Annotated in this window: 7 protein-coding genes; all 7 read right to left on the reverse strand. The window is 39.1% G+C overall.

Annotation, left to right across the window (positions count from 1 at the left end):
- Positions 1-5 precede the first annotated feature (5 nt).
- Positions 6-3,119, reverse strand: coding sequence for a SusC/RagA family TonB-linked outer membrane protein (locus tag OC25_RS19655; protein WP_052266329.1), 3,114 nt, complete (start codon positions 3,117-3,119; stop codon positions 6-8).
- A gap of 293 nt (positions 3,120-3,412) precedes the next feature.
- Entirely contained in the window at positions 3,413-4,279 is an 867-nt protein-coding gene (locus tag OC25_RS19660) for a helix-turn-helix transcriptional regulator (protein ID WP_039479670.1), read from the reverse strand.
- Between the two features lie 3 nt (positions 4,280-4,282).
- Positions 4,283-4,648: a VOC family protein gene (locus OC25_RS19665; protein ID WP_039479672.1), complete on the reverse strand. Its 366-nt coding sequence runs from the start codon at positions 4,646-4,648 to the stop codon at positions 4,283-4,285.
- Between the two features lie 105 nt (positions 4,649-4,753).
- Positions 4,754-5,380 (reverse strand): response regulator transcription factor, encoded by a 627-nt coding sequence (locus tag OC25_RS19670; protein ID WP_039479675.1) that lies wholly within the window; start codon positions 5,378-5,380, stop codon positions 4,754-4,756.
- A 34-nt stretch (positions 5,381-5,414) separates the two neighbouring features.
- On the reverse strand, positions 5,415-8,279 hold the full coding sequence (locus OC25_RS19675; RefSeq protein WP_167335415.1) for a ligand-binding sensor domain-containing protein: 2,865 nt from the start codon (positions 8,277-8,279) through the stop codon (positions 5,415-5,417).
- A 107-nt stretch (positions 8,280-8,386) separates the two neighbouring features.
- Entirely contained in the window at positions 8,387-10,756 is a 2,370-nt protein-coding gene (locus OC25_RS19680) for a phosphocholine-specific phospholipase C (RefSeq protein WP_039479678.1), read from the reverse strand.
- 206 nt (positions 10,757-10,962) lie between these two features.
- Positions 10,963-12,468 (reverse strand): glycerophosphodiester phosphodiesterase family protein, encoded by a 1,506-nt coding sequence (locus OC25_RS19685; RefSeq protein ID WP_039479680.1) that lies wholly within the window; start codon positions 12,466-12,468, stop codon positions 10,963-10,965.
- Positions 12,469-12,505: the final 37 nt, after the last annotated feature.

A 12,505-nucleotide genomic window follows, 5' to 3' on the forward strand; every position in this document is an offset into this window, starting at 1 on the left:
ATCAATTAAAATCCAACATTAAGACCTAGTGTAAATGTTTTAACATTTGGAATGTCGTTATCTGTTAAACCGGTAAGGGCCGATTCAGGATCCATTCCTTTATGTTTGGCTAATGTAAACGGATTTTCAGCCATTAAATAAACCCTAACATTCGATAAATGAATAGTTTCTAACCAGTTCTTCTTTAATGAATAACCCAAGGTGATGTTTTTAACACGCATAAACGATCCGTCGTACAAGAAACGTGTTGACTGGTTATTTCCTAAATCAGTATTGTTGATTACAAAACGAGGCACATCGGTAATGTCACCCGGCTTTTGCCAGCTGTTGTAATTATCTACTGATAACTGTTTACCTACAGAACCTCCGCTATGCATCAGGTTACCATATAAAGTATCGTAAATTTTAGCTCCTGTAGAAAAATAAGTAAATACGCTTAAATCAAATTCTTTATACCTTAAAGTGTTGTTAAAACCACCGGTAAATTTAGGCAAAGATGAGCCGAAACCATCGTAACGGGTAGCTGTTGACCAGTTTTTAGTGGTGATTCTGTTACCTGTAGGCTGACCATTTACAATCTCGTCGGTATACCACATAGGTCGGCCATCTGCCGGGTCTACACCAGCATAATCACGCAAATACCATTGGTATCTGTCCGCGCCTACTTTCCATCTCTTGGTACCATCAATTACCTCATTTTGGGTCATTGCATTAATCTTGTTTCTATTCGAAGTAATGTTGAACGAGATATTCCAGTCGAAGTCTTTTGTTTTAATCGGATTTCCGTTTAATAATACCTCTACTCCATAATTGTCCATCGAGGCAAGGTTGGTAGTTAAGTTATCAAACCCAGTTAACCTTGTAAGGGGCTGGTCAAATAATAAACCTTTAGATCCTCTCTTGTAATATGAGGCTTCACCACTAATTTTTCCTTTTAAGAAAGCAAACTCCACACCAATATCTAAAGTTGAGTTCTGCTCCCATTTCAGGTTTACATTTTCTAGCTGAACATAGTTAATACCCGACTGGCCTTCATAGTTTTTACCCAGGCCATATAAGCCCTGCGATGCATAACGGTCAATCCTATCATTACCAGAAGTACCATAACTGGCCCTTAACTTTAATTCATCAATCCAGCTTACATCTTTTAAGAAATTCTCCCTGCCGATGCGCCATCCACCACCAACAGAATAAAATGTTCCGTATTTATTGTCATTTCCAAAAACAGAAGAACCGTCTCTTCTTAAACTTCCTGATAAATAGTACTTACCAGCATAATTATATTGTAAACGTGAAAAATATGAAGCAAATCTTTGCTGGGTATAATAAGATTGTACTGTAGATGGAGTTGATGCTGCAATTTGCTCATTAGTACCCGGGAAAGGAAAACCGGTAACCTGCGAATAATTAAAATCGCGTTTTGAACGGTATGCTTCCTGGCCTAATAAAACATCAAAACTATGTTGGTTAAAAGTTTTATTATACGTTAAAGTATTTTGAAAAGTTACCGTAACATCTTCTTTTGAGTAGCGATATGCACGTCCTTTTACACTCACTCCATCTCCATGCTCCATGTTATAGAACTGGCGCTCGCGGTTATTGATATAATCAACTCCCACCATACTTTTGGCAACGAAATCTTTTAAAAACCGAACCTCAGCATAAGGGCTGGTAATAACCCTGTTGGTTATCGTATTGTACTCGTTGAGTTTAGATAAACCAACCGGGTTAAAATCTGGTGTTACCGGATTAATGTAGTTGTAAACGGGGTTTCCGGTTGCATCATATACCACGTTTCCATTCGCATCGCGTACATATAACGGATAAATATTGGCTGTTTGATCGGCAAAATTTACCGGGTTATCAGAGCCTGTACTTCCGGCCGGAGTATTTTGCTCAGTGCGGGTCAAACTGTTGTTAATACCAACTTTTAAGAAATCAGTAACATCAGTATTGAAATTAAACTTACCTGAATAGCGTTTAAAATCTGAACGGATTACAATACCATTTTGTTCAAAATAGCCGCCTGACACGAAGAATTTATTTTTATCGTTACCGCCACTGGCCGATAGATCAATATTCTTTGTTACACCTCTACGCAATACTTCGTCGCGCCAATCTGTATCGTAAAGTAATGAAGCACCGTTAGCCAATACGCCATTTGCAGCATAAGGATTTGCAGTGTTGTATGGATTTACAACTAATTTCGCATTGGTTAATCCATTGGCCGCTGTAGCTGCTGCATCGGGGGTTAAACCTGCTGCCAAACGTTGTGCATAGTAAACATCCCAAAAGGTTTTATAATATTGTGTGGCATCCATTACCTCAGGTTTATCAACTGCCTGGTAAGAATAGCCTGTGCTCGAGCTTAAGTTTAATTTGGTTTGGCCAGCTTTCCCCTGCTTAGTGGTAATCAATACCACACCATTTGCAGCTCTAGAGCCATAAATAGCTGCTGCAGTTGCGTCTTTTAATACGGTTACCGAAGCAATATCATTAGGGTTAATTGAAGAAAGCACATCTGAAGTCTGCGCAACTGAACTTAAATCGCCGTTGGTAATGGCAATACCATCAACCACATAAAGTGGTGTGCTCGATGCTGTGAAGGAACCTACACCACGAATACGTACAGTAGAAGTTGCACCCGGTTGTCCAGATACGCTGGTAACCTGCACACCTGCTGCCGCACCTTGTAAGGCTTTTTCGAAAGAAGTAACCGGACGGTCTTTGAAAACATCCTCTTTAACCACCGCTGCAGATCCTGTAAAGTTTTCTTTCTTTACCGTTCCGTAACCAATAATCATTACATCTTGCAGGTTTTTTGCTGATGATACCAGGCGAATGGTTAATGTTTGGCCGGTTATTTTTACTTCTTGCTCGGTGTAACCAACGTAGCTTAGAATTAATGCTTCTGCATTTTGGGGTACAGAAATAGAGAAAGTACCCTGTCCTGTAGTTTGGGTTACCTGGGTGGTTCCCTTTAATTTTATGGATACTCCAGGCAATGGCAAGCCATCGTCTGCATCAACCACCTTGCCGGTTATCGTCTTATTTTGCGCTATGGCATTAAAATAAGACATAACCGTAACCATAAAAATCAATAGTAATTTTTGTTTCATGTTAGGAAATAAATAGTTAGTAATTAATTAGTTCTTCAGTTTTTTAGCGGGATGTGCACGAAACCAAATCAATGAGCAATGTAGGTAGTTGAAAAATTCAAAAATATGCGAAAGTCACCATTTTGGGTTAAACGGTAGTATTAAACGCAAAAAAGCAAACTCCAATCCTGGCAGTTTGCTTTTTTAATCATTATTAACCTAAACAGGAAAAAACTTCTACAAATTGTCCTGCAAGAGCTTCAAAAATAGTTTCATCTGTATACACAAAATATGCAGAAATCACTATTTGTATTTTAATTCAACCTACTCTTTTTATACTTTAAAGGGGTAATATTGAATGTATGTTTAAATAACCTGATGAATGAACTTGGGCATTCAAACCCAACCAAGCCTACAATTTCATTTAAAGAATAAGAGGTGGTTTGTAATAGTTTTTTAGCCCGGTTTAGCCTCAGTTGCATTAAAAACTGGTAAGGGCTAATCTCGTAAGCTTCTTTAAAAGTGCGCAGCAAATGGTTAACCGATAAACAGGCTTGCTCTGCAATCTGCTCGAGCGTAATATTCTGGTTGTAGTTGCTGCTAATGTATTCTTTGGCCAGCGTTAACCTTTTTAATACTTCCTGGCGTGTTTTTGTTTTGATAAAGCTTAATTTATCCAGTTTCTGAACAACCTCTTTATCGTAAATTTTATAATAGTTAAGCAGGCAGTGATATAAATACTCATTAATTAGCATTTCATCCTTTAAACCTTTATCCAGCTGGTTCTTAAGATGTAATACATTAAACCGCATATCGCCGGCAAAAGGATACAAAGACTCCATAAAATCAGGCATTTTGATGGCCTCTTTTCCATCCAATAAATTTTCTTCGCTATATGAAAAACTATGGTGAAAATCACTGATAAAACTTTCGCCAAAAGAAACGGCAAATGTATTTACCGGGTTAATCGAATCTATTTTACTACTAAAATTACTTCCTGCATTTACCACGGCAAAAGTATCAGGGTAGATATTGAATTTGCGTTTATTGATTTCGCAGGTTTCTTCACCGTTAAAAACGAATTTAATGGTATAGGCCTCGTTCTGCTGCTCATACAAGGCTTCGCAAGTGCTATCGCTTACAATCTTATTTTTGTTGCTTAATTCCTTTACGTATCTCATGGCCTAGTCCTCATTGTAGTTGCGTTGCTCCAAAATGGTAAAATCGTTACCATAAGGATCAGAAAATTCGACACTTAAGCCCTCGCTCAGGTAAGCTGGTGCATTTTTAAAAACCACTCCACGCGCTTTCAGCCTGCAATAATCTTCCAAGCAATCATCGCTTGTTAATACTATTTTGCGGGTTTGGTTCTGGTGTTTTTCTTCAGAAAGAAAAAGATGGGTATCCTGATCGATTTTTACCACCAGCCCTTTTTCCTTTGCAGAAATCATAGTGGCTTCGGTGGGCATACCTAAACAATTTGCATAGTACCTTTCTGCATCATTTAGTTGCTTAACTTGCACATAAAAAGATTTGGCAGATTGGTTCATTTCTGTGTTTAATTGTATGATGTAAAATTAAACTGAAATTGAACCCGAAGGATCACCCAAAAAGGGTGATTTTAGCATTATTTTTTATTGAAAATGTGTTATTGGCTAAATAAACCTTCTTTCTTTGGCTGTTTTAATGGCATCAGATTTTGAATTTACATCTAATTTGATGTAAATATTTTTAACATGGCTCCTTACCGTTTCCTGGTCTATAAACAAATCGTTTGCAATTTGCGACTTGGTTAATCCGTTCGCAATGCGCTCCAATATTTCTGTTTCGCGTTTGGTAAGGGGTGAATCGAGATTTTTTTGAAAAGAATGCATTACGATCCTGGCTACGTTGGTACTCATTGCTCCACCACCGGTACTTACCTCCCTAACAGCATCGATAATTTTTGCTGCACTCGAATTTTTAGTCAGGTAGCCCCCAGCTCCCATTGTTAAGGCTTCGAAAACAAGCTCTGGAGAATCAAAAACGGTTAAAATTATGATATGGGCATTTGGCAGGGCTTTCTTAATAAAGGGTAAGGCCTGTAACCCGCTGGTGCCCGGCATCTGGATATCGAGTAAAATTACATCGGGTTGATCGGCTTCCAGTTGTTTTTTGGCTAAATCGTACGAGCCATAAGCATTTATAACTGAAAATTCGGGTACGTCTGTTAATAACGATTGGTAACCCATTCTTATAATATCATCATCTTCAATTAAAACGATTCGTAAATTTTGGTTCATTTGGGATAGTGTTTTTATTTAGACACTTTTTAGGTCATTTTGTAACAGGAATTCGTGTAGAAATTGTTGTAGTGGTTCCTTTCCCTTTAATTGACGAAATTTCGAAGGTAGATTTAATGCGTTTACAGCGTGTTTGAATATTATTTAAACCTCTTCCCCGCTCTACCGATCCGAGATCAAAACCGTCACCATCATCAGTAGTTAAGATATTTATGGTGTTATGGTCGGTTTCTATCACCATAATCAGCACCTGACTTGCGTTGGCATGTTTTAAAACATTATTCAGCATTTCTTTAAAAATAAGGGTGAGGTTCCGGTTAAACTCCATCGATAAATGTAGTTTCTGGTATTCGCTTAATACCCCTTCCATTTTAAATTCTACACCGGTATTCTGAAAAAGATCGATCCCAAAATTTTTAATGTGCACCAATATTTCGAAGAGGTTATCGCTATGCGGATCAAGCGCCCAAAGAATATCTTTTGTTCCCGTATACAACAGGCTGGCATTTTCCCTGATCATTTTAATCAGTTCTTTCTGCTCTTTTTCTGCTCCATCTACTTTTTTATCCAAAATTTCGGATAAGACATTAATCCGCGTAAGCTTGTTGCCAATATCATCGTGAAAATCTTCAGCAGTTTGTTTCCTTATTTTTTCCTGCTCCTTTAACTTCAGTTTTTCGAGCTGGAATTTTTTCCGTTCGCGTGTTTTAAAAATCAGGTAGAAAATTAGCCAGATTAAGAAAATCATCACCAAAAAAGCCATTACCTTAAACCAGATGGTATCGTAAAATGGAGGCACAATGGTAAAACTGAATTGTTCGATGTTGGATTGCTGACCATTTGCAATGGCATATACCTGAAAAGTATAACTTCCCGGCCTGATAGCCGAATACTCGATTTCAGTATTGGGTACAGGTTTGCTAAAATCATTATCGGCGCCAACCAGCTTATAGCGGTACAGCACGCTTTCAGGGTTGGTAAGGTAAACACCCTTAAAACTAATTGATATGTGGTTTTGGCTATAGTTGAGTTTATAAAATTTATCGCCACGACCGTTCAGATCAAGAGAGAGATCTTTAGAGCGATCATTTTTATGATATATGCCCACCTCCTGAATATGAATAAAGGGATTTTTTTTCGCTTCTAAGGATGTAAGTACCTTACACCGCACAAGACCTGTAATGGTACCTACCAAAATGCTGTTCTTGTAAGGTAGGATGGCATTTTGATTACACTCTACAATAAGCGGGTGATCTCTGAAAACGGTATAACCATTTTCGGCTTTGTTGAAGGTAAGCTTGTTAATTCCACGCCCGGTTCCTACCCAAAGCTGATTACGGTAATCAATTGCCAGGCTGTAAATGTCGTTCGAATTTAAGCCATTGGCTACCACATAACGCTTAATGGCTTTAGTTTTTACATTCCAGGTTACAATGCCATCGCCAAGCGTGGCAAAAACCAAATTATCGCCATGCTTAATTATGCTTAAAACATAAACATTATCAAGCTGCTTAATTTTAAATGAAGGATCTGCTTTTTTGTTTCTGATTAGCGTAAGCCCTTTCGATGTACCCAGTAAAATACTATCCTTACTTAAGGGGAAAATGCATGAAGAATAACCATCAAAACCAGTTATTTTCTGTGTTTTGCCATCTTTCAGGTATGTTGATGCAATCGGACCATTGATCCAGATACCACCTTCCAGATCTTCAACAATTGAGCTATTTTCATAACGATCTGGTTTTAGTACCTGAATAAATTGTTTTCCATTGTATTTCCATACGCCATTATTGTATACCGAAATCCAAACATTTTTGGCTTTATCGGCGTAAACAAAATATATTTTTTTGCCCATAAAATCGGGCAGGTTGATGTTTTCCAGCTGGTTACCGTCGTATTTAAAAAGCCCGCGGTTATAGGTTCCAATCCATAAACGGTCGTTTTTGTCGGCCGCAATACCACTTATCGGATAGGCAACATTCTGCCCCTTAAATGTATTGTACCGGATAAAAGCATCGCCTTCATATTTGTAAATCCCATCACTAAAGCACGATATCCAGATGTTATTTTCTGCATCACTGAAAATCTTGTCAACCTGATTATCGCTAAGACCATTTTCTCCGTTAAATTTGATGATTGTACCATCTTTACTAATGAGGTAAGCTCCCCTTTCGCTGCCCACCCACATATTTCCCTTACTATCCTGTTCTAAAGAATAATAAGTATCTATATCGGGATTTTGGAAAAATAGTTTCGAAACCCCGTTTTGGAGGAGATAAATGCCTTTTTGATACGCTAGCAAATAAATTTTATTATCGGCCTGCTTATCAAACAGAATTTCTCTGATGGCTAGAGCCTGCATTTCATGTGGCAAAGCCTGGTTGAGTTGCCACTTATCGCCATTAAGCTTATAAATACCTTCTCCTGACATTAAGGCAAATAAATCACCATGTCTGTCTGCTTTAATGGTGCTTATTTTTTTGTTTTTAAAAGGATAAAAAACAAGTTTTCCCTTCACAACCTTAAAAAGCTGATGCTCGGTTAGCCCCCAAACAACTCCTTTTTTATCTTTGAGTAAATGGGTAACTACCTGACCTAGATATAGGGTACTGATTTTACCTTTTTTTAGCATATTGATACCTCTTTCGGTACCAAAAAGCATTCGGCCTTCATTATCCTCAACGATACTGTTTACAGAATTAGAGCTCAGCCCATCAGCTTTGCTGTAGGAAGTAAATTCCCTGCCATCAAAATTACTTACGCCTCCGAAAGTTCCAAGCCAAAGCGTTCTGTCTTTTGCCTGATAAATTACCATTACCTGCGATTGTGGCAGGCCATCTTTTAAACTGTAATTTGTAAAGTTATAGCTTTGGGCAGATAGCTTTAAGCTAAAAAGCAAAATGAAAGAAATTATGAAACTTACCTTAATTATAGACAGTTTACTGCACATATAATACAAAATAAGCATAATTTCTTTCAAAAGCCATCCCCCGTTTTGGGGGATATTTATACGTTGCCCATGTAAGGGTCGGTTTGGGTAATTTCGCCGGTTTCTATTTTTCCGGCATAACGATGTTTAAATACCGTATTACCTGCCTGTACAATGCTGTAATCGTACCAATTTGCACTTTTTGATTGATTTAAAACAACATTAGCGCTTGATTTTTGCTTAATAGTTACCGTTTTGGCAGCCGATTTATATTTATTATCGATTATTTGAACAGTAATGGCTGCTGTACCTTTGTTTTCAATCGAAAATACGAGGTTCCCACTGAGCTTTTTAGTAACCAGACCACTTTGCTCGGGATATACCTTTACTGCAAGAGCAGGATTTTTCTTGCTTCCGGTAAAACTCCTGTAAAAACCATTCGGACCGCTTATGGCCAAATCGTAAACTTCGTTGTCGAAATCGGCTATATCAATGTTATCTTTTAAAACATCGCCAGCTTTCACAGCATAAGCCCAGGTTTTACCTGCAACCCCTTTAAATTTAGCAATGGTATTCATGTTAAATGGCGCACCAACGGTTTCGGTAGCGTTGCCAAATAAAGTTTTTGCCGATTGAAAGGTTAGTTCCAGGCTATTGTTAATCAAAACTGCATCGACCATTAAATGATAAGGCAATGCACAAGCAGGTTTAGCACCTTTTTCCTGTCGCGGGGCATGGCTCGATGTTTCAGCTGAAAAGGCCTCGAATTTATTGATTTTAGCCACTTCAGCCTTGTTCAAAGCTGTTGGTCCAACCTGTGCAGGTTTGTTTTTGGCATTACCAATATTGGTCACTACGGCCTCTCTTTTTAATGGATCGGGCGAGTGGATGGCTTCTCCATTGTATGGCCTGAATACCGAAGTTAAATCGCCACAGATATTCCTGCGCCAATCGCTTATGTTATTGCTTTTTACTGCTTTGCCTGTTTTTTTCGCCAGCCATTTTTCCATAAACATAATGGACGAGGTATGATCGAAAACCTGCGAATTTACAAAACCACCTTTACTCCACGGCGAGGCTACCACAAGGGGAACACGGTATCCTAAACCAATCGGGCTTCCTTTTCTGGCTTCAAAATCAGTGGCATAGTTGATCCCTTCTGATACTTTTCCAGTCGAAGGATCATTTGGAGTTGGAACAACGAATGGTGGCTGGTGATCAAAATAACCATCATTTTCATCGTAGGTTAAAATAAAGATCGTTTTTTTCCAAACCTCGGGGTTTTTGGTTAAAATATCTAAGGCCTCACTTACATACCAGGTACCATATAATGGTGAACTGGTATGATCGGAAAAGCGTTGTGGTGCCACCAACCACGAAACAGCAGGCAATTTACCACTATCTACATCTTTTCTGAACTGGTGAAAAATATCGCCTTTCGGAATGTTGATGGTTTCAGATTGTCCCTGATCATTTTTAAAGGTAAAAGGTTCCAGGTCAAGATAATCTTTTTGAGAAATATTGGTAGTAAAGGCTTTATCGACCAATTTTTTTTCCTTTTGTGAAAGTTTATCGTATTTCTCCTGAACCTCTTTGGCTGTTAAGGCCGGTTTAACGGTATTATCGCCATTCTTTCTGAAATAAGCCGATAATTTCACATTGTGTCTGCTGATATATTCAACCGGATTATCGCCATAATTTCCCAACCAATCATCTATCTCTCCTTCCGGTAGTTTAGAAGTCCAGAGTTCGTTCTGGTAAATGCGCCAGTCGATGCCGTTATCTTCCAATGTTTCCTGAAAGGTTGGCCAATCTACAAACACATTGTTTTGCGATTCGGCCTGATCGTTATTCACCACCGCAACACGGTTTGCACTCTTTTCGCCACGAATGGTGCCGGTAAAAAAGAATAAACGGTTAGGCGTTGTTCCGGTTAACGAAGAACAAAAATGCTGATCGCAAATGGTAAAGGCATCGGCCATGGCATAGTAGAAAGGAATATCATTCCGATCGTAATAAGCCAAAGTCATGGGGGTTTTAACCGGCAGCCATTTATCGTAACGGCCACCATTACGTGCTGCTACCTGGTCGTTCCAGGAGTGCGGTAAACCACCCTGCCAGGTAATTTTCGTCTTGTTAATGTCGACATGGAAGGGGGCGTAAGTGTAGCCTTGCCCATCTTTTTGCAGCCAAACTTTATTGCCATCGGGCTGAATGTGAGGGTGTGGATCGTTAAATCCGCGTACACCCTTCATTTTACCAAACATGTGATCGAATGACCGGTTTTCCTGCATGAGGAAAACAATGTGCTCGGCATCGTAAAATGTGGTACCAGGCTCGGGGTTAATGGCCATGGCTTTTAGTACCGAACTGGGCAAAGTGTTGGCCATGCCAGTGGCTCCGGCAAACAAGGCCGCTTTTTTTAGAAATTCTCTACGTGAGTCCATAAATTATACAATATAGCTTAGATACCGCAAGTTATCGTTTTCAGTTGGCAATTTCCAGTTAGCAGTTTGTAATTTTGAGTTTACCAATTTTCTGGTCCGAAGTTGGGTAAGCTATTCGTTCCAACAATGATGCAGTTTTCGGTTGGTAATTGGCAGTATTCAGTTAACCAGTTTCAACAATTAACCAGTTAACCGCTATCCTCTCATTACTTTTGAAAAACCCTTACATAATCAACCTTCATGGTTGCAGGGAAAATGGTATCATCTACTCCTTTTTTTCCACCCCAGCCGCCGCCAACGGCTACATTTAAGATAATATGGAAATTCTGATCGAAAGGCCAGTCGCCCGATCCTTTTTTAGTATTGTTAAAGGTGAGGTATTTTTCATCGTCGATAAAAAAGTCAATTCTATCCGCAAACCATTCAACCGCATAAACGTGGTATTCGGTATATGGGTTTGCTACTTTTAAGGCTTTACCCACCTGGGTTTTAATTACATGGTTAAACTTTTCGGTATGCACGGTACCATGTACACTGTCGGGATCATAACCTACATGTTCCATGATATCAATTTCGCCGCTTTTTGGCCAGTTACCATATTTCCAGTCGGTAGGTAGCGCCCATATGGCCGGCCACAAACCTCTACCTTTTGGCAACATGGCCCTTACCTCTACCCGGCCGTATTTAAAATCGAATTTATTTTTAGTTACCAGCCTGGCCGAGGTATAATGATTGTTTTCTTTATCGGCTTTTACTGCTGTAATGTTCAGGTTTCCTTTTTTAACTACTGCGTTGGTACTATCAGCATCGGTATAGTATTGCAATTCATTATTGCCCCAACCTTTTCCCCCTACATCATAACTCCAGTTTTTGCTTAATGGCAAACCAGTATCGTTAAACTCATCGCTCCATTTTAATTTCCAGCCACTCACCAAGGGTGTTTTTTTAATTTCTTCGAAAAGTATTTCCGGTTCGTTGGTGGTAATATATTCTACCTGATGTGCCAGAAGCCATTGCATTTCTGGCACGGTATTAACCGTCCATGCATTTACTGTAAGCCCCAGTTTTTGTGCATTTTCTATCCAGTTGTCTTTTTGGTAAACACTATAATGGTAATCTACACCAGTCAGCTTATCGGCTTTCATTTGTTCGGCACTGACATCGCCCTTAAGGTAAGCTACTTTGGCTTTAGGCATCAGAGCTAAAATGCGTTTGCAATAATCGTAATCGAAGCTAATGTACTCAGTCCACTCAACTGCTTTGAGTTTCTGTACCATTTCCACACACTTATTCGTTACTTCAATGCCACGCTCCTTGCTAATTAAGGATGGTTTTATCTCCAGAATAAGCTTGGTTGTTTTTTGTTTTTTGCCGGCTAGCAAATAAGCTTCTAAAGTGGGAATTTTTTCGCCGTTGCTCATGGTTTTGGTGAGCAGATCAGCATAATTTACCTTTTCAATCGTCAATCCCTGAAATTCAGGATCGTGATTTACAACCAAAACCTGATCGGCTGTCATCCACACATCGAACTCTGATCCATAACAGCCCAGTTTTACCGCCTCATTTAACGACGCGATTGAATTTTGAGGGAAATTATTCTTTTTCCAGGCACCGCGGTGTGCAATTACCTGGTTTTTGTTCCAGTTAAATTTTTGGGCAAAAGCAGAGCTAAACATGAAAACCATACAGGCCGAAATTAATGCGCGTTTCATATCTTTATTTTTGGTAAAAATTCAAAAGTAGATTTTT

It is taken from the genome of Pedobacter kyungheensis, assembly GCF_000812965.1.
Taxonomy (GTDB): domain Bacteria; phylum Bacteroidota; class Bacteroidia; order Sphingobacteriales; family Sphingobacteriaceae; genus Pedobacter; species Pedobacter kyungheensis.

Coding starts and splice junctions, on each gene's coding strand:
- OC25_RS19665 (WP_039479672.1), bottom strand. CDS start 4,648: ATGAACCAATCTGCCAAATCTTTTTATGTGCAAGTTAAGCAACTAAAT.
- OC25_RS19680 (WP_039479678.1), bottom strand. CDS start 10,756: ATGGACTCACGTAGAGAATTTCTAAAAAAAGCGGCCTTGTTTGCCGGA.
- OC25_RS19655 (WP_052266329.1), bottom strand. CDS start 3,119: ATGAAACAAAAATTACTATTGATTTTTATGGTTACGGTTATGTCTTAT.
- OC25_RS19670 (WP_039479675.1), bottom strand. CDS start 5,380: ATGAACCAAAATTTACGAATCGTTTTAATTGAAGATGATGATATTATA.
- OC25_RS19660 (WP_039479670.1), bottom strand. CDS start 4,279: ATGAGATACGTAAAGGAATTAAGCAACAAAAATAAGATTGTAAGCGAT.
- OC25_RS19685 (WP_039479680.1), bottom strand. CDS start 12,468: ATGAAACGCGCATTAATTTCGGCCTGTATGGTTTTCATGTTTAGCTCT.